This window comes from Streptomyces sp. NPDC021212 (genome assembly GCF_044332925.1).
Classification (GTDB): domain Bacteria; phylum Actinomycetota; class Actinomycetes; order Streptomycetales; family Streptomycetaceae; genus Streptomyces.
The window spans coordinates 1-18241 of the sequence record NZ_JBIRPZ010000023.1; the positions used below are offsets into that span (position 1 = coordinate 1).

At 70.7% G+C, this 18241-nt stretch carries 17 protein-coding genes, 1 tRNA gene and 1 pseudogene; 8 read left to right on the top strand and 11 right to left on the bottom strand.

What is annotated here, in order from left to right; all coding sequences use genetic code 11:
* Together ACH4SI_RS39415 and ACH4SI_RS39420 are read left to right on the top strand one after the other, a co-directional pair.
* On the top strand, positions 1-336 hold a 336-nt coding region (locus tag ACH4SI_RS39415), incomplete at its 5' end, for a DUF6415 family natural product biosynthesis protein (RefSeq protein WP_398304923.1).
* A gap of 587 nt (positions 337-923) precedes the next feature.
* Positions 924-1665: pseudogene (locus ACH4SI_RS39420) on the top strand (tyrosine-type recombinase/integrase).
* Positions 1666-1741: 76 nt separating this feature from the next.
* On the opposite strand, the gene ACH4SI_RS39425 reads toward ACH4SI_RS39420, so the two are convergent.
* Positions 1742-1814 (bottom strand) — tRNA-Thr (locus tag ACH4SI_RS39425).
* A 178-nt stretch (positions 1815-1992) separates the two neighbouring features.
* On the opposite strand from ACH4SI_RS39425, the gene ACH4SI_RS39430 reads away from it, so the two are divergent.
* The 3 genes from ACH4SI_RS39430 (at position 1993) to ACH4SI_RS39440 (ending at position 4640) form a co-directional block, all read left to right on the top strand.
* A complete protein-coding gene (locus ACH4SI_RS39430) occupies positions 1993-3129 on the top strand; it encodes an ABC transporter ATP-binding protein (protein WP_398304926.1) in 1137 nt (378 codons plus the stop codon).
* A gap of 219 nt (positions 3130-3348) precedes the next feature.
* Entirely contained in the window at positions 3349-3768 is a 420-nt protein-coding gene (locus ACH4SI_RS39435) for a hypothetical protein (protein WP_398304929.1), read from the top strand.
* A 59-nt stretch (positions 3769-3827) separates the two neighbouring features.
* Positions 3828-4640 (top strand): NDP-sugar synthase, encoded by an 813-nt coding sequence (locus ACH4SI_RS39440; RefSeq protein WP_398304932.1) that lies wholly within the window; start codon positions 3828-3830, stop codon positions 4638-4640.
* 94 nt (positions 4641-4734) lie between these two features.
* On the opposite strand, the gene ACH4SI_RS39445 is transcribed toward ACH4SI_RS39440, so the two are convergent.
* The 7 genes from ACH4SI_RS39445 to ACH4SI_RS39475 all read right to left on the bottom strand — a co-directional run bounded on the left by ACH4SI_RS39445 (position 4735) and on the right by ACH4SI_RS39475 (position 11870).
* The gene (locus tag ACH4SI_RS39445) at positions 4735-6432 is read right to left on the bottom strand and encodes a DoxX family protein (RefSeq protein ID WP_398305259.1); all 1698 of its coding nucleotides are present in this window, start codon (positions 6430-6432) and stop codon (positions 4735-4737) included.
* A gap of 196 nt (positions 6433-6628) precedes the next feature.
* Positions 6629-7582: a 23S rRNA (guanosine(2251)-2'-O)-methyltransferase RlmB gene (gene rlmB / locus ACH4SI_RS39450; protein ID WP_398304935.1), complete on the bottom strand. Its 954-nt coding sequence runs from the start codon at positions 7580-7582 to the stop codon at positions 6629-6631.
* 145 nt (positions 7583-7727) lie between these two features.
* Positions 7728-9125: a cysteine--tRNA ligase gene (cysS, locus tag ACH4SI_RS39455; protein ID WP_398304938.1), complete on the bottom strand. Its 1398-nt coding sequence runs from the start codon at positions 9123-9125 to the stop codon at positions 7728-7730.
* An 86-nt stretch (positions 9126-9211) separates the two neighbouring features.
* Entirely contained in the window at positions 9212-9616 is a 405-nt protein-coding gene (locus tag ACH4SI_RS39460; protein ID WP_398304941.1) for a PPOX class F420-dependent oxidoreductase, read from the bottom strand.
* A 229-nt stretch (positions 9617-9845) separates the two neighbouring features.
* Entirely contained in the window at positions 9846-10349 is a 504-nt protein-coding gene (ispF, locus tag ACH4SI_RS39465) for a 2-C-methyl-D-erythritol 2,4-cyclodiphosphate synthase (RefSeq protein ID WP_398304944.1), read from the bottom strand.
* Positions 10339-11112 (bottom strand): 2-C-methyl-D-erythritol 4-phosphate cytidylyltransferase, encoded by a 774-nt coding sequence (ispD, locus tag ACH4SI_RS39470; protein ID WP_398304947.1) that lies wholly within the window; start codon positions 11110-11112, stop codon positions 10339-10341. The genes ispF and ispD overlap by 11 nt, the downstream gene beginning before the upstream one ends.
* 275 nt (positions 11113-11387) lie before the next feature.
* Entirely contained in the window at positions 11388-11870 is a 483-nt protein-coding gene (locus tag ACH4SI_RS39475) for a CarD family transcriptional regulator (RefSeq protein ID WP_009716930.1), read from the bottom strand.
* Positions 11871-12529: 659 nt separating this feature from the next.
* Between ACH4SI_RS39475 and ACH4SI_RS39480 the strand changes: the two genes are divergently transcribed.
* On the top strand, positions 12530-13216 hold the full coding sequence (locus ACH4SI_RS39480; RefSeq protein WP_398304950.1) for a DUF461 domain-containing protein: 687 nt from the start codon (positions 12530-12532) through the stop codon (positions 13214-13216).
* 353 nt (positions 13217-13569) lie between these two features.
* Here the strand turns inward: ACH4SI_RS39480 and ACH4SI_RS39485 are convergent, their stop codons facing one another.
* Together ACH4SI_RS39485 and ACH4SI_RS39490 are read right to left on the bottom strand one after the other, a co-directional pair.
* Positions 13570-14250 carry a response regulator transcription factor gene (locus tag ACH4SI_RS39485; RefSeq protein ID WP_009716928.1) on the bottom strand — a complete coding sequence of 227 codons (681 nt, stop codon included), beginning with the start codon at positions 14248-14250 and terminating at the stop codon, positions 13570-13572.
* Positions 14247-15530 (bottom strand): sensor histidine kinase, encoded by a 1284-nt coding sequence (locus tag ACH4SI_RS39490; protein WP_398304953.1) that lies wholly within the window; start codon positions 15528-15530, stop codon positions 14247-14249. Before ACH4SI_RS39490 ends, ACH4SI_RS39485 begins: the two co-directional genes overlap by 4 nt.
* Before the next feature lie 296 nt (positions 15531-15826).
* Here ACH4SI_RS39490 and phoU point away from each other — a divergent pair, with 296 nt between their 5' ends.
* Positions 15827-16501, top strand: a complete 675-nt coding sequence (gene phoU, locus ACH4SI_RS39495) for a phosphate signaling complex protein PhoU (protein ID WP_398304956.1) — start codon at positions 15827-15829, stop codon at positions 16499-16501.
* Between the two features lie 370 nt (positions 16502-16871).
* The gene (locus ACH4SI_RS39500) at positions 16872-17096 is read left to right on the top strand and encodes a hypothetical protein (RefSeq protein WP_398304959.1); all 225 of its coding nucleotides are present in this window, start codon (positions 16872-16874) and stop codon (positions 17094-17096) included.
* 157 nt (positions 17097-17253) lie between these two features.
* On the opposite strand, the gene ACH4SI_RS39505 is transcribed toward ACH4SI_RS39500, so the two are convergent.
* Complete coding sequence (locus tag ACH4SI_RS39505) at positions 17254-18237, bottom strand: glycosyltransferase family 2 protein (protein ID WP_398304962.1); 984 nt, start codon at positions 18235-18237, stop codon at positions 17254-17256.
* Positions 18238-18241: the final 4 nt, after the last annotated feature.

The window sequence follows — 18241 nt, forward strand, 5'->3', positions numbered from 1 at the left end:
GACGAGTTAGACGTTGATGCGATTGTCGCAACGGTCTCCCGCGCCTTACTCAAGCGGACGGCGCTGCCCCCGTACGAAGAACTCTGCGAGCTGCATGCGTCCCTGGTGGAACACATCAATGCCCTCATGCCGCATGTCGAAGAGCTGGTCAACCGTCTGAACCGAGGCACCGTGACGTGGTACCAGAAGCGGAGCAGGCTGAACATGATCCCGCACGAGCTGCGTCAAGGGCTCGGCTCCGGCCTGCAATCGGCCGACTGGCACGTGCGGAGCCTGGGCTACACGTGTCAGTTCCTGCTCGATGACTTCGTTCTCGCCCAGGAGCGCGATCGGTGACCTGAGACCGGGCGGGAGCTGCTGCCCATGGGAAGGACCCGTAGCTCCCGCCCCAGCCCCCGGGCGTGGTGACTGCGCGGCGGACGTCGTCCCGTTCGCCATTCCGCAGATGTCACCCATCGCGCCCAGGGCGGCGGCGGACACTGCACCATCCGCCGTCAGCGGTCCGGCTCCCTTGCTCGCTCCAACCCGTTCCGGGGGAAGGGGGCCGGGCCACGCACCACAACCGCACAAGCAAACCGGACCACCCCTCAAACCCTGGCAGGCGCGGGGTGGTCCGGTCGGAAGTCCATGATCAGGACCCCGGTGCCGATGGTACCGGGGACGTCGTCGTGCCCTCTTCGGCACCGCCTTGCCCCGGATGAGTCCAGGTGAAGAAAGGGATGGTGACAAGTGCGAGGCAGGCACGGCGAGGTGGGTTCGACGCTGGCGATGCGCGATGCGCGATGCGTTGACGACACGCTGGCCAGCCACAGCGATACCGGGACCGACGCGGAGCGACCACGACGGGCCGAACCACCGCGCGGCAGCAGCTGCTCCCCGCCCGCCACATCCGGAGCGGCACGTCTGCTCACGCAGCCGCATCCGTGACGGCGGCAGTACGGCGGCCGACCACATCGAACCGGGGACGACGACCGACCTGCCCCACGACGGCTTGCCGTGAGGAACTGATCAGCCGCAACGTCGCGCAGCTGGTCCCCGCCCCACGTGTCGAGCCTCGGGAGCTGCGGCCGTGGACGCTGGACGAGACCCTGACGTTCCTGGAGGCGGCGCGTTCGGACCCCCTGTACCCGGCGTTCGTCCTGGCGGTCGCGCTGGGACTCCGCCGTGGGGAGATCCTGGGCTTGCACTGGCGAGACGTGGACCTGGAGCGGCGCACCCTGACCGTGCGGTCGCAGCTCCAGCGCGGAGGCAAGGAGCTGTACGTGGACAGCACCAAGAACCGGCGCGCGAGGACGATCCCCCTCCCGCTGATGTGCGTCGCCCCGCTCCGGTGGCAGCGCCTCCGGCAGGCCAACCAGCGCACCGCTGCCGGGAAGGACTGGCAGGCTGGCGGCTACGTGTTCACCACGCGCAGCGGTCGGCCCATCGAGCCGCGCAACCTGAACCGGTCCTTCGGCCGGATCACGGAAGCCGCCAAGCTGCCACGACACCCGGCACGGCTGCGCCTCGCTGCTCTTCGCGGCCGGGATCGCCCCGCGCGTCGTGATGGAGATCCTGGGCCACTCGCAGATCGCGGTCACGATGAACGTCTACACCCACGTGAACGACGACAGCCGCCGTGAGGCCATCGGGCACATGGACCGGCTGCTCAGGCGCCGTAGGTAGGGAACTGCCGTCAACTTCTGCCGTCAACGCCCCCACGATCCAAGATCGCGGGGGCGTTCGGCCTGGTGAGGCACAGAGCCGACTGTCGGGTTCGAACCGACGACCTTCGCTTTACAAGAGCGGTGCTCTACCAGCTGAGCTAAGTCGGCGTCCCCAGCAGTGTACCCACCACACGGGGGTGCTCCGTTCGAAAATTGTCGTGCCCGGAGTAGAGACAGGGCGGGGGTGGGCGGTATAGCGTCACGCCAATCCACCTGCAGTGGACTAGACCCCTACCTTTACTCGGATCGTCCGGCACGTTCCTGCCGGTGAAGGGACCAGATCACCATGGCCACAGTCACGTATGACAAGGCGACCCGGATCTACCCGGGCACCGAAAAGCCCGCCGTCGATCAGCTCGACATCGGCATCGAAGACGGCGAATTCCTCGTTCTGGTCGGCCCCTCGGGCTGCGGGAAGTCCACGTCGCTGCGGATGCTCGCGGGGCTGGAGGACGTCAACGGCGGGGCGATCCGGATCGGGGATCGGGATGTGACGCACCTGCCGCCGAAGGACCGGGACATCGCCATGGTGTTCCAGAACTACGCGCTGTACCCGCACATGACCGTCGCGCAGAACATGGGCTTCGCGCTCAAGATCGCCGGGGTCAACAAGACTGAGATCCGGCAGAAGGTCGAGGACGCGGCGAAGATCCTGGACCTCACCGAGTACCTGGAGCGCAAGCCGAAGGCGCTGTCCGGTGGTCAGCGGCAGCGGGTGGCGATGGGGCGGGCCATCGTGCGGGAGCCGCAGGTGTTCCTCATGGACGAGCCGCTGTCGAACCTGGACGCCAAGCTGCGTGTGCAGACCCGTACGCAGATCGCGAGCCTGCAGCGGCGGCTGGGGATCACGACGGTGTACGTCACGCACGACCAGGTCGAGGCCATGACCATGGGCGACCGGGTGGCCGTCCTCAAGGACGGGCTGCTGCAGCAGGTCGACACGCCGCGGAACATGTACGACCGGCCGGCGAACCTCTTCGTGGCGGGCTTCATCGGCTCGCCCGCGATGAACCTGGTCGAGGTGCCGATCACCGACGGCGGTGTGAAGTTCGGCAACAGCGTGGTTCCGGTGAACCGTGAGGCGCTGGCCGCCGCGGCCGACAAGGGCGACCGTACCGTCACCGTGGGTGTCCGGCCCGAGCACTTCGACGTGGTGGAGGCCAACGGCGGTGCGGCCAAGTCGCTGTCGAAGGCGGCCGACGACGCCCCGGCCGGTCTCGCGATCACCGTCAACGTGGTCGAGGAGACGGGCGCGGACGCGTACGTCTTCGGTTCGGCCGAGGTCGGCGGCGAGAGCAAGGACCTGGTGATCCGGGTCGGCAGCCGCCAGGTGCCGGAGAAGGGCGCGCAGCTGCACGTCGTGCCGCAGCCGGGCGAGGCCCACGTCTTCTCCACCTCCACCGGGGAGCGGCTCAGCGACTGAGTGTGAGCGTGAGGCGCCGTCTGCCGCGGAAGCGGTGGGCGGCGCCTTCTTCGTGAGGGCGGCCAGCACCATGGCGTTGTTGCGTTGTCGATAAATTCCCCGACATTTGGGGCTTTTCGATTCCGTTCGTCAACTCATCTGCGAGCAAGGGTGGGTTTCCATCACCCGGCATGGTGACTCAATGTCGCCAAATCATCGCTCCTCGCTACGATCCCTCCCGTGAACACCGCAGCCCGCCGTATCGGCAGAACCCTCGCCCTCGTCCTCCCCGTCGTGCTCGTCCTCTCCGGAACGCTCGCCGTCACCCGCGTCCCGTGGGCCTCGCCGAGCGCCGAGTCGCAGATCCTCACCGCCTCCTCCGACCGTGCCTCCACCCGCGCCGTCCACCGTGCCCCGCACGAGCTGCTGCGCGACCGGCTGCTCGCGGAGTTGCAGGAGAAGGACCCGGGGGTGGCCCTCACCCACCTCCAGGTCGCCACGAACGAACGGCCGTCGCTGGCCAGGCACTGCGCGGACATCGCCCGTGCGCTCGGCCGCGCCGCGGTCGCCAAGTACGGGGGGACGAAGGGGGCCCAGGCGTACGCCCGTCCCGTCTGCGACACGTCGTTCGCGTCCGGCATCACCCAGGCGTACCGCTGACCGCACCACCCACCGCCGACCGCCGTGCGGTCACCGCGCCACCGCATATGGTGCGATCCATGACCGATGACCTCCACAGGCCCGGGCACCACGCTCACCACCCGCATGCCCCGCGCCCCACACAGGCCGTCGTCCTGGCGGGAGGCCAGGGCTCGCGGCTGCGTCCGTACACCGACGACCGTCCCAAGCCGATGGTCGAGATCCCGGGCACCGGGACCCCGATCATCGGCCATCAGCTGGCCTGGCTGGCCGCCGAGGGGGTCACCGACGCGGTCGTCTCCTGCGGCCATCTCGCCGCCGTCCTCCAGGACTGGCTGGAGTCGGCCGAGCTGCCGCTGCGCGTGACGACCGTCGTCGAGAAGGAACCGCTCGGCCGCGGCGGTGGCCTGAAGTTCGCCGCCGCCCGGCTCCCCCACCCCGATCAGCCCTGGTACGCCACCAACGGCGACATCTGGACCCGCTTCTCGCTGCGCGAGATGGCCGACTTCCACCACGAACGCGACGCCGTCGCAACGCTCGCGCTGGCCCGGCCGCGCATCCCCTGGGGGGCGGTGGAGACGGACGAGTTCGGTCACGTCCTCGACTTCATCGAGTCGCCGCCCTCCCCGTACCTCATCAACGCGGGCGTGTACGTCTTCTCCGCCACCTTCACGACGCTGCTGCCGGGGCGCGGCGACCACGAGCGGACGACGTTCCCGCGGCTCGCGCGCGAACGGCGGCTGGCCGGGTTTCCGCTGCCCCACGGGGCGTACTGGCGGGCCATCGACACCGCCAAGGACCTCACCGAGGCCGCCAAGGAACTCTCCGCGGGGCCCCCGCCGTCCGGTCGCGGCTCACTGGAATCAACTCCGGTCCGGCCACTGCACGATTGAGCCCCGGCACTCCCAGCCCGCAGGAAAGAGCCCTCCACGCGCTGCGTTTCGCGCGCGGAGGGCCTTGCTGCGTACGTACGCGGGCCGGCCCCCGTCAGCCGAGGAGGCCGCCCAGCGCGTGCTCCTCCTGGGCCGGTTCGCCCTCGTCGTAGGAGTCGGCCGACGAGGCACCGCCGCCCAGGCCGCCGCCCTCCGAACTCGTACCGCCCAGGCCCGCGCCGCCCGTGCCGCCGAGGTCCGGCAGGCCCGGTTCCGTCATCGGGGCGTCGGGCCGGCTCGGGATGCGGGGCGTCGTACGGTGGCCACGCCGCGACTGGCCGGGGCGGCCGGAGCCGCTCGCCGACCCCGTCGCGCTGGGCCTGCCCGAGGTGGCGGACGCCGACGGCGAGGCGGAGGGGGTCGAACGGCTCAACGGGGCGCGGTGCGACGGCGATCCCGGCGTTTCCACCCTGCCGCCCACCCCGCCGCGCGGGCTGGTCTCGGGCTTGCGGGGCAGCGGTGAGCCGGGGAGGCTGTTCCTCGGCACCTCGCGCGGCTCGGGCGCCCGCACCGTCTCCGAGGACCGTACGGCGCCGCCGATCATCGAACCGAGCAGCAGCGTGAGCCCGGCCACCACCATCGCCATCACGGTGCCGCGGCGCAGCACCCGCCGCCGCAGCGCCCAGAGTTCGACGCGCGGGCCGAGCCGCCGCCAGGCCTCGCCCGCGAGGCGCGCGTCGGCCGAGTACACCGGGGCGCCCGCGATGATCAGCGGGCTCCAGGCGGCGAGGTAGATGATGTCGGGCGCGTCGTAGACCGGTACGGTGCGCCAGCTCACGGTGAGGATCAGCGCGGCGGACAGCACCGCGCCGACGCAGGCCGCGAGCCGCTGCCACAGGCCGAGGACGGTGAGCACGCCGACCACGATCTGGAGGAACGCCACGGTCAGCCCGGCGCCCACCGGGTGTTCCAGAGCGAGGTCGCGCAGCGCCTCGGCGATCGGCCAGGGGTGCAGGGACTGCAGCCAGGTGACCATGGAGCCGCGCTCGCCGCCGTCGAAGTAGACCGGGTCGGAGAGCTTGCCCATGCCCGCGTAGACGGAGATGAAGCCGAGGAAGATGCGGAGCGGGAGGAGGACGACGCCGAGGTTCATCCGGCGGTCTGGGTAGTACGCGTGCCGCACCTGGTCGGAGGGGCGCCTCGGGCGCGGGGCCTGGGGAGTCCGGTGGGTATGGGGGGCCGGCTGGGGCTGCGCGGGCTGCCGGGGCTGGTGTGCGGCGTGGGGCCGGGGGACGCGCGGCGTCGGACCGGTGCGGTGCGTGGCGTCCGACTCCCGCGGCCGCGGCGGCCGGCCGGCCTCCGGCACCGGGCCCCGGTGCGGGCTGCGCGGCCCGATGACCGTGGGCGGGCCGTCGTCGAAGGTGACCCGCGGCAGCACCTGTGTAGTGCCCACGTCCTCGGAACCGGAACCGGGGCCGGAACCAGGTCCGGAACCGGGCCCGTCCACGGTTTCGGAGTACCGCACGGCCTGCAGCAGTCGGGTCGCCGCCGTGTCCCCGCCGGGTCGGGTGCGGCCGCTCCACACCACGGGCGGGCGGCGCCGGGGCGCGGCCCCGGCCCCGATACCGGCGAGCCGGGCCGTGTCCGCCAGCGCGCTGCTCACGACCGGGGAGGCGAGCTGCACCCGGAAGCTGGGGGGATTGACGGCGACCTTCGCAGGATCGCACGGCACCTTGGCCATGGTCAGCTGCGGTTCGTCGTCGAATCCCGGCGCGCGTCCCGCCCGGGGCGTGCGGAATTTTCTGGTCTCCACGCTCAACTAACCGAGTGACCGGCGGGAAAGACACTGCCGGGGACGGTGTGATCTGTCGGGGGACCGTCAAGATCGTCCGGGGGCGGGCATGCCCCTGCCCCGCCCGGTCATCGGAAAGACCGGGCGGGGCACAACAGGGCCTGTCGTCACGGCCCCTTACAAGTCCTTACGAGGCCTTACGATCCCTTACGATCCGTTACGCCCGGCGCCGGGACGCCTCGTACAGCACTACGCCCGCCGCGACACCGGCGTTGAGCGACTCCGCGCCGCCCGGCATCGGGATGCGGACCCGGAAGTCGCAGGTCTCGCCGACCAGTCGGGAGAGCCCCTTGCCCTCGCTGCCTACGACGATCACGACCGGGCCGTCCAGCGCCTCCAGGTCCTGCAGCTCCGTCTCGCCGTCCGCCGCGAGGCCGACGACCGTGAGGCCGGCCTTCTGGTAGGTCTCCAGCGCCCGGGTCAGATTGGTGGCGCGCGCCACCGGGGTGCGGGCGGCGGTGCCGGCGGAGGTCTTCCAGGCGCCGGCGGTCATCCCGGCCGCGCGCCGCTCCGGTACGACCACGCCGTGGCCGCCGAAGGCGGAGACCGACCGCACCACGGCGCCCAGGTTGCGCGGGTCGGTGACGCCGTCGAGGGCGACGATCAGCGGCTCCTCGCCCTCGTCGAAGGCGGCCGCGCTCAGGTCCTCGGGGTGGGCGTAGTCGTACGGCGGGACCTGGAGCACCAGACCCTGGTGGTTGAGCCCGTTCGTCATCCGGTCCAGCTCGGCCTTCGGGGCCTCCATGAGGTGGATGCCACCGCGGTCGGCGGCGATCTTCAGCGCCTCGCGCACCCGGTCGTCGCTGTCGATGAACTGCTGCACGTACAGCGTGTTCGCCGGGACGCCCTCGCGCAGCGCCTCGACCACCGGGTTACGGCCCACCACCAGCTCGTTCGTGCCCTTGGCGGTGCCGCGGCGCGGGGCCGGGCGCTTGGCGGCCTGCCGGGTGCGGGCGTTGGCGATGCGCTGCTTGGCGTGGCCCTTGCGCGCCTCGGCGGGCGGGGTAGGGCCCTTGCCCTCCAGGCCCCGGCGCCGCTTGCCGCCGCTGCCGACCGTCGCGCCCTTCTTGTTGCTGGTACGGCGGTTCCTGCGCTGGCTGTTGCCGGCCATGAATGTCACCTATCTCTTCACTGCTCAGCGCTGCTCGGCAAACGGCAAACGTCGAACGTCACACGCAACTACGGCTTACTGTCTACGGTCACATATTCGGTCACAAGTGTGCCGCCCGGCTCAGCAGGCGGCACAACGTGCGAGGTCAGCGGGTGCCCAGCTCCCAGCGCGGGCCGGACGGGGTGTCCTCGATGACCAGCCCAGACTGCTGGAGCTGGTCGCGGATCGCGTCCGCCGTCGCGTAGTCCTTGCGGCTGCGCGCGGCCTGGCGCTGCTCCAGGACCAGCCGCACGAGCGAGTCGACCACGCCGTGCAGATCCTCGCCGCGGTCCGAACCGCCCGACCAGTGCTCGTCGAGCGGGTCCAGGCCCAGCACGCCGAGCATGGCCCGCACCTCGGCCAGCCGCGCGACCGCCGCCTCCTTGTCGTCGGCGGTGAGGGCGGAGTTGCCCTGGCGGACGGTGGTGTGGACGACCGCGAGCGCCTGCGGCACCCCGAGGTCGTCGTCCATCGCCTCCGCGAAGGCGGGCGGCACATCGGCCGCGGGCTCCACGGCCCCCGCCTTCTCCACGACCCGCTGCACGAAGCCCTCGATGCGCGCGAAGGCGGACTCCGCCTCGCGCAGCGCCTCCTCGCTGTACTCGATCATGGAGCGGTAGTGCGGGGTGCCCAGGTAGTAGCGGAGCACGATGGGGCGCCAGCGCTTGACCATCTCGGAGACCAGCACGGAGTTGCCGAGCGACTTGCTCATCTTCTCGCCGCTCATGGTGACCCACGCGTTGTGCACCCAGTACGTGGCGAAGTCGTCGCCGAACCCCTTGGCCTGCGCGATCTCGTTCTCATGGTGCGGGAAGATCAGGTCGACGCCGCCGCCGTGGATGTCGAAGGCGCTGCCCAGGTACTTGTGCGCCATCGCCGAGCACTCCAGGTGCCAGCCGGGGCGGCCGCGCCCCCACGGGGTCTCCCAACTCGGCTCGCCGGGCTTGGCCGCCTTCCACATGGCGAAGTCGCGCGGATCGCGCTTGCCGGTCTCGCCCTCGCCGCTGGGCTGGCGCAGCCCGTCCAGGTCCTGGTTGGAGAGCCGGAGGTACTCGGGGTACGAGCGCACATCGAAGTAGACGTTGCCCTCGGCCGCGTACGCGTGACCACGGTCGATCAGGTCCCGCATCATCTCGATCATCTCGGGGATGTGACCGGTCGCGCGCGGCTCATAGGTCGGGGGCAGGCAGCCGAGGATGTCGTACGCGCTGGTGAAGGCGCGCTCGTTCTCGTAGCCGATCGACCACCACGGGCGGCCCTGCTCGGCCGACTTGGCGATGATCTTGTCGTCGATGTCCGTGACATTACGGACAAACGTGACACCGTAGCCGCGGTACGCGAACCAGCGGCGCATGATGTCGAAGTTGAGGCCCGACCTGATGTGCCCGATGTGCGGGGCAGCCTGCACGGTCGCACCGCACAGGTAGATCGAGACACAGCCCGGCGTGAGCGGGGAGAAGTCACGGATCTGCCGGGCACCGGTGTCGTACAGGCGAATAGTCACGCGTCAAGGGTAGTCGGAACCCGGCAGTGCCCCGCGACCCGTCGGCCGCAGGGACACAGAAGCGTGACACTTCACGGGGAGGGCGGTCAGAGGCTGCCGACGACCTTACGAGCGGCGATCCGTACGACGATGCGCTCGTCGTCCTGGGCGGCGGCCGGGTTGAACTCGGCGTACTTCTTGCCCGTGTACTTGAGCGACAGCTCGTCGATCAGGTCATCGGCGCCCTCGGTGGTGTAGCTCGCCGTGCCGCGGATCTCGGCGTACGTGTACGGCGCGTCCGCGGGCTCCACCAGGACCGTGACGCGGGGGTCGCGGTCGATGTTCTTCTGCTTGCGCCGTCCCATGGTGGTCGAGAACAGCAGCTCGTCGCCGTCGCGCTTCACCCACACCGGTGACAGCTGAGGGCTGCCGTCGGGCTGGGTGGTGCCGATGACGACGAAGACGGGGCTGTCGAGGACGCGCTTGAGGTCGTCGGAGAGGGTCGTGGCCACGGGATGCTTCCTTTCCTCGCGCTGAGCCGGGGGCCGAGGGCCCAAGGCTGGGGTTGCGGGCTGGGGCAGAAGGGGCCGCAGGGGCCTCTGGGATACGGGTTACCCGATCCGTACCCCACATACCGTCAAGGCGCGGGGCACGATACGAGGAACGGCCCGTACGGCGGAGGAATGCCCTCCGCCGTACCGATGCGCGACCGGCGCCGTGCGCCACCGGCACCGTGCGCGGCTAGCGCCGCACCACCAGCGCGGTCGCCACCGCCGCCAGGCCCTCGGCCCGGCCGGTGAGGCCCAGCCCGTCCGTCGTCGTGCCGGAGACCGAGACGGGCGCGTCGATCGCCGACGACAGCGCCTTCACCGCCTCGTCGCGGCGCTTGCCGATCTTGGGGCGGACGCCGATCACCTGGATCGCCACATTGCCGATCTCGAAGCCCGCCGCCCGCACGATCCGGGCCGCCTCCGCCAGCAGCGTCACCCCGGACGCGCCGGACCACTCGGGGCGGTCGGTGCCGAAGTGGGCGCCGAGATCGCCGAGGCCCGCGGCGGAGAAGAGCGCGTCGCAGGCGGCATGGGCGGCCACATCGCCGTCGGAGTGCCCGGCCAGGCCGTACTCGTCACCCTTCTCGGTCTCCCACAGCAGACCCGCGCACCACAGCTCGCGGCCCTTCTCGAAGGCGTGCACATCGGTGCCGATGCCGACCAGGGGAAGCGCGGCGGTTACGTCAGAAGCCATCGTTCGCCCTCCTGCGCGCGAGAACCGCCTCGGCCAGCACCAGATCCAGGGGCCGGGTCACCTTGAACGCCTCCTCGTGGCCGGGCACGACCACGACCTCGACGCCCATCCGCTCGACCATGCCCGCGTCGTCCGTCGCGCCGTCGCCCTCCAGGACGATCTTCTCGTGCGCGGCGGCCAGCGTGGCCCGGTCGAAGCCCTGCGGGGTCTGCACGGCGCGCAGCACGGCGCGCTCGGGGGTGCCGACGACCGGCTCGGGCTCACCGGCCCGGTCGCCGGTGCGCGGCTCGACCCGCTTGACGGTGTCGGTCACGGGCAGCGCCGGAACGACGGCCGGCGCCCCGTCCCGTACGGCGGCGACGACCGCGTCCACGGTGTCCACGGGGACGAGCGGGCGAGCCGCGTCGTGCACCAGCACCGTCGTGACGCTGTCGGGGACGGCGGCCAGGCCGAGGCGCACCGAGTCCTGGCGGGTCTCACCGCCGGGGACGACGACCACCTCCGTGGTCCCGGTGAGCGGGTACGCGTCGAGCAGCCTGCGGACCTCGTCGGCACCGTCCGGCGGGGCGACCACGACCACGAGCGAGACGGCACGCGATCCGGCCATCGCCCGAACGGCGTGCACGAGCATGGGCGTACCGCTCAGCGGACGCAACGCCTTGGGGGCACCCGGGCCCAGCCGCACGCCACGGCCCGCGGCGGGGATCACGGCGGCGGTGCGGACGGGGCGCCCGGGATCGTCAACAGATGGGGTTACGGACATTGCGTTGGCGTTCAGGTTTGCTTCCTCGGCCGAAATGGGTATGGCCACAGCGTGCCGGGCGCGATGCCCCGACCGGCCCCTTCCGTGACGACTGGTCGCGCCAGCTGCCCGGGCCCGGCACACCTTGCACCACAACAGCGACACCACAAACGGTCTTGCGCCATGGGCTCGGATGTGGTGGGCTGAGCTGCCTGTGTGCGCACATGCCGCAGCGCCCGGCGAACAGACTTACAGGGAGCAGGTCTGAATCACTCGGGCACCGCGGCATTTATATGTCAGGACGCGAGTACCTCATCCAGCAGGGCCTCGGCCTTGTCCTCGTTGGTGCTCTCGGCGAGGGCGAGCTCGCTCACGAGGATCTGGCGCGCCTTGGCGAGCATGCGCTTCTCACCGGCGGACAGACCGCGCTCCCGCTCTCGGCGCCACAGGTCGCGCACGACCTCGGCAACCTTGATCACATCACCGGAGGCGAGCTTCTCGAGATTTGCCTTGTAGCGACGGGACCAGTTCGTGGGCTCTTCCGCATACGGTGCGCGCAGCACCTCGAAGACCCGGTCCAGCCCGTCCTGGCCGACCACATCACGCACACCGACGAACTCCGCATTGTCCGCCGGCACACGAACCGTCAGGTCACCCTGAGCGACCTTCAGCACCAAGTAGGTCTTGTCCACGCCTTTGATCTGACGAGTTTCGATGGCCTCGATCAGCGCGGCCCCGTGATGGGGATAGACCACGGTGTCGCCAACCTTGAACGTCATGTGACAGGTACCCCTTCCGTGGCTATCCAGGGTAACACGTGAACGCCTTCTTCTGAATGGCGTTTTCGCAGGTCAGGGCATATCTCGGGGCTTGACAACAGCGGCTGGGACGTGCTGGGCAAGGTGGGCGGAACCGGGTATTCGCAGGTGGGAGCGGTTGTCCGGGCGGCTTGAAACCGGCCCGATACACGCCTTGAGAACATCATGCGGGTGGCCGTACGTCCCGTTTTGCCGGAGTCCGGTCGATGGACTTCCGCTACTCCGTTCGGTCCAGGAGCGACAGATCCGGCCCCGATTCCCGAATTGATCACAGCCGCACTGATCATGTCTGTGAGACATCTGCGGTCAAGCCCGTGATCAATTTTTCGGACCTCCACGGATTCCTTACCGATAATCTCCCCGATCCGTCACCGAACCGATATTCACGGTGGTCGGGAGGGTGGTCGGGAGGGTGGTCGGGAGGGTGATCGGGAGGGTGATCGAGAGGGCGGTCCGGAGGCGGTCCGGAGTTGGTCATGGAAGCGTGGCGCGGGAGGTGTGACGTGGGCGCGTCGCCCCGGGAGGCGGGTCGGGTGCGGGGCCAGAAGGGCGGATCGGTAACCTGAGCGGGCTGATCCATCTTTTACTTCGTCTACCTCGTCCTAGGAGATGCCGCCGCCGTGAGCAGCAGCCTTCGACGCGGCGTCCTCGCCGCAGCCGCCATCGTGGTCTCGGTCGCCCCGCTCTCCGCCTGCGCGGCCGGGAACGACGCGCAGACGCTGGAGGTCAAGCCCGACAACGCCGCGACGTCCGTCGGCGATATCAAGATCCAGAACGCCACTGTGGTGACCCAGCCTGACCGGACGGCGAAGGGCCCGGCCGTGGTCACGGCCCGGATCTTCAACAACGGCGACCGGGACGAAACCCTCACCGCCATCACGCTGCCCGACGCGAAGGCGCAGGCGAAGCTGCACCCGGCCGGCAAGGGCGCGGGCAAGGTCGTCGTCCCGGCGGGCGGCTCCGTCATCCTCGGCGGCGAGGGCAACGCCTCCGCCGTCGTCGCCGACGGGCGCGAGGCCGCCAAGGACGGCGACGCCCAGCGGATCGTCTTCGACCTCAGCTCGACCGGCAACGTGCCGATCACGGCCTTCGTCGTGCCCGCGACGAGCTACTTCAAGGGCTGGGGCCCGTCCGAGCTGCCGACCCCGAACCCGTCGGCCACGCGGCCCTCCGGCACGCCGGGCCAGCCGACGAAGCCGGGCGACAAGCCGTCCAATGAGCCGTCCGGCTCGGCCGGCAACAAGCCGGGCGGCGGCCAGAGCAACGGCATCGCCTCGGGCGAGCCGACGCCGAACGGCCAGCACTGAGCGCTGAGCACACGCGAGGGCGGCCCCGGAGATCCGGGGCCGCCCTCGCGTTGTAGGCCGCGACACCGCAGCCGGGGCCTGTTTACGGCCCGGCCACGCGTACGCGAACGTACCGGTCCGGTTTACGGCGCTGCGCCGGACTCCGTCCGGCAAGGCACACCCGACCCCCGCCCGTCTACGGCTCGAACTTGTAGCCCAGACCGCGCACCGTCACCAGATACCGCGGCGCACCCGGGTCCGGCTCGAACCCCCTCCCCGTGCGCACCTCGCACCGATCGGCCCCAGCGGGCCTCCCAGGCTTCGGCACACTGCGCCGGACTCCGTCCGGCAGGGCACACCCGACCCCCGCCCGTTTACGGCTCGAACTTGTAGCCCAGACCGCGCACCGTCACCAGATACCGCGGCGCACCCGGGTCCGGCTCGATCTTCGCTCGCAGGCGCTTGACGTGGACGTCGAGGGTCTTCGTGTCGCCCACGTAGTCCGCGCCCCACACGCGGTCGATCAGCTGCATCCGGGTCAGCACCCGGCCCGCGTTGCGCAGCAGCATCTCCAGCAGGTCGAACTCCTTCAGCGGGAGGTCCACCTTGCCGCCGCCGACCGTGACCACGTGCCGGTCCACGTCCATCCGGACCGGGCCCGCCTCCAGGGCGGCGGGGGTGACCTCCTCCGGCTCGCCGCGGCGGCGCAGTACGGCCCTGATCCGGGCCACCAGCTCACGCGACGAGAAGGGCTTGGTCACGTAGTCGTCGGCACCTATTTCCAGGCCGACGACCTTGTCGATCTCGCTGTCCTTGGCGGTGACCATGATCACCGGGACGTTGGAGCGGCCGCGCAGCTGGCGGCACACCTCCGTACCGGGCAGCCCCGGCAGCATCAGGTCGAGCAGCACCAGATCGGCGCCGTTCCGCTCGAACTCGTCGAGCCCCTCGGGTCCCGTTGCCGCGATGGCGACCTCGAATCCCTCCTTGCGGAGCATGTACGACAGCGCGTCACTGAACGATTCCTCGTCCTCGACGACCAGAACTCGGGTCACGGAAGGACCTCCGGGGCAGAAAGTTGTTCGTTGGTGAAGGTCTCGTACGGTCGGTCGCCGTCCTCCCCATCGAGGTCGGATCCGGAATCGTACGGCTCGCCCGGCCCGCCGGCCGAGCGATGGTCCCGCGCCGCACCGGCCTCCGGGAGCCTCAGGGTGAAGGTGGAGCCCTGTCCTTCGGCGCTCCACACCGTGACCTCCCCGCCGTGCGAGGCGGCCACATGCTTGACGATGGCGAGACCGAGGCCGGTTCCGCCGGTCTGCCGCGAGCGGGCCGGGTCGACCCGGTAGAACCGCTCGAAGATCCGCTCGCGATCCTTCTCCGAGATGCCGATGCCCTGGTCGGTGACGGCGACCTCGATCAGATCGCCGCCCGTCGCGGGGATGCGGCGGGCCGCGATGCCGACGCGGGTGCGGGCCGGGCTGTAGTTGACCGCGTTCTCGACGAGGTTGCCGAGGGCGGCGGCCAGCTGGCCGCGGTTGCCCCACACCCGCAGATCGGCGGTGCCGCCGGTGGCCATCGTGATCTGCTTGGTGCCCGCCTGGTGGCGGCAGCGGTCGATGGCCTCGGCGACCAGCTCGTCCACCCGGACCGGCTCGGCGTCCTCCAGCGGGTCGTCGTTCTGGACCCGGGAGAGGTCGATCAGCTCCTGGACCAGGCTGGACAGCCGGGTCGCCTCGACCTGCATCCGGCCCGCGAAGCGGCTGACCGCCTCCGGGTCGTCGGACGCGTCCATGACGGCCTCGGAGAGCAGGGAGAGCGCGCCGACCGGGGTCTTCAGCTCATGGCTGACGTTCGCGACGAAGTCGCGCCGTACGGCCTCGATCCGGCGGGCCTCGGTCAGGTCCTCGACCAGCAGCAGGACCAGCCGGGAGCCGAGCGGGGCCACTCTGGCGGACACGGCGAGGGCGTCGCCCCGGCCGGTGCCGCGCCGCGGCAGGTCCAGCTCGATCTGCCGGATCTCGCCGTCCCGGCGGGTGTCGCGGGCCATCGCCAGCATCGGCTCGACGGCGAGCTTGCCGCCGCGCACCAGCCCCAGCGCGTACGCGGCCGAGCTGGCCTTGACGACGGCATCCGCCTCGTCGAGGACGACGGCCGAGGAACGAAGTACCGAGAGGACCGTGTCCACGCCGGGCGGCAGGGCGGCATCGGTATGCAGGGATGAGCGCGTAGGCTTCGCCTGTTCGCGCTCGCTCCAGCGGAACGCCAGCATGGCGATGACACCGGTGCACAACCCGGCGAGCGCCGCCACTGCGGCGATCGCCGCGTTCACGTTCATGCGTCCAAGGTTATGCGGGCGGGGAACGGCCTCCACAGCCCCGCACGGGAGACCTCGAACAGACGTTGCCGAGAGTTCACCGGGGGGATGGCGCCGGTTCACTCCGGACGCTCCGGCGGGCAGGCGCCGCACGGGGTGGCGTGGGGGCCGTTGCCGAGAGTTCACCTGGACGTTCGGGGCGGTTAACCGAGGGGCGCCGAGCCGGACGCGTTCCGATCCGAACGTGGCAGGGTGGGGCACACGAGTCCACGAAGAGCGAAGATCCGTCAGCGAGAGTCAGTGAGAGAAGGTCAGTGATGCGCGACGCGTACCACGAGGAGCTGGATTCGATCGGGGAGGGCCTGGTCGATATGGCCCGGCTCGTCGGTTCGGCCATCGGCCGCGCCACCACATCCATCCTGGACGCGGACCTGAAGCTCGCCGAGAGCGTCATAGCCGCCGATGAGAAGGTCGACGACCTCCAGCGCGACCTGGAGACCCGGGCCATAACCCTGCTCGCCCGGCAGCAGCCGGTCGCCACCGATCTGCGGATCGTCGTCACCAGCCTGCGCATGAGTGCCGACCTCGAACGCTCCGGTGACCTGGCGCAGCACGTCGCCAAGCTCACCCGGCTCCGCTTCCCGGACAACGCCGTACCGGGCGACCTCCACGCCACCATCCTGGAGATGGGCCAGCTCGCGCAGCGGCTGATGGCGAAGGCGGCCGAGGTCATCGTCACCAAGGACGTCGACCTCGCCGCGCAGCTGGAGCAGGACGACGACGCGATGGACCTGCTGCACCGCACCCTCTTCCAGCACCTGATGGACGACCGCTGGAAGCACGGCATCGAGACGGCCGTCGACGTCACCCTGCTGGGCCGCTACTACGAGCGGTTCGCCGACCACGCGGTGTCGGTCGCCAAGCGCGTCATCTACCTGGTCACAGGCGAGCACGCGGACGAGATGGTTCCGGACACCACCCAGGGCGCCTGAGGGCGTGGTGTCACCACGACGGCGTGCCTCCGCGCGCCGTCGATGCGCCCCTGCGGGCGGGCCGTGGACCGGGACCATGAGCAGCAGGTGTTCCCTCCCGAGGAGACGACTCATGGCGGACATCACCCGTCCCGAACCCCACCCCACCCACTCCGCAAGCGGCTGCAGCTGCGGCCCGGGCTGCGGCTGCGGCTGCCAGTCCGGCGGCTCCTGCTCATGCGGCGGCAACTGTGGCTGACAACGGCGGCTGACAGCGGCTGCTGACAAAGGCGCGGGCCCGGGACCGAGCATCGGTCCCGGGCCCCGTGTCAGCTCCCCCTCTCTCCCCTGCCAAGGTGCGGGCGGCGGCCACTGCGGCGAATCTGGTCGTATGAACGATGAGACCCCGGCCCGGCCCCGCGTGGTCGTCGAGGAACCCCTCGACGGCCGCCGCCGCGTACGGGTCGACGGCGAGGACGTGGGAGTCGTGGTGAACCCCGACGAGCTGCGCCGTCTCCTGACCCGCGCGGGCCTGACGGCCGAAGACGCCCCCGTCGACGACCCCCGCCTGATCGACTGGCAGGGCGGCGGCCCCGACGACTGGCCGGCCGCGTAGGCCCGGCGGTCTTCGCAGGGCCGGTGGGCTTCCGTACCCCCGACGGATGTCCAGCCACAGGAGCGGCACCGCGCCCTGCTCGCCGTCGCGGGCATCGCCGCGACCATCGGTGCGCTCGGCGTACCGGTCATCGAGGCCGTCAACAAGGTCCTCGAACTCATGGGCGCGAAGTGAGCGCCGTCGGGGCCGGGTGCTTCTCCTGGACCTCCTGGGCGGGAGAGCCGGCCGCGGGGCGGTGAGCCGCCAGCTCCTTCTGCAGCCGCTGGATGTGGTAGTGCTGAACCCGCGCCGTGCGCTGCAGGGCCATGACCGCGGTGAGGAAATGATCCATCTCGGCGGCCCGGGTGAGGATGTCGTCGGGCACGCGTTCGTCCCGCAGGCAGGCTTCCGCGTCCTGGCCGAGCACGGCCTTGGCCCAGCCACGGGTGATCGGCTTGAACAGGTTCGGGTGGTTGGCCACGATCCGCGCCCGGATGGCCAGGTCGTTCTCGGCGGCCTCCACGTGCAGTCCCGTGTCCTTGTTGCACGCCCCGAACAGCGGCTCGTGGATGTGGTGGGCATCGAAGCCGTGCTCGACGCAGCCGACCCAGAAGTCCCAGTCCTCTCCGGCCCGCATGCTCTCGTCGTAGCCGCCCACGGTCTGCCACACCTCCCGGCGGTACAGCGAGCAGTAGAACATGATCAGCCGCTGGAGCATCAGTTCCCGGCTGTAGGCGGGGAGGGTCATCGCCTGCGGGGGCAGATCGTCGTCGGTGAAGGTGAACACGTCAGTGGAGGCGATCGCGATGGCGGGGCTGCCGTCCAGGACCGCGACGGTCTTCTCGAGCATCGTGGGAGCGATCACGTCGTCGGCGTCCAGCGGAAGGACGTAGCGGCCGGCGGCTTCCTCGATCCCGGTGTTGCGGGCGGCCGAGACACCGCCGTTCGCCCGCTGGACGAGCCTGATGCGCCGGTCGGGGTGGCGGGCGATCAGGGACCGGGTCACCTCGGCGGTGTCGTCGGTGCTGCCGTCGTCGACGACGAGGATCTCCCAGTCCCGGAAGGTCTGGGCAAGGATGCTGGACACGGCCTCGGGCAGATAGCGGGCGTAGTCATGGCAGGGGATGACCACCGAGACCACGGGGGCGGGGTTGTGTGGCATGCGC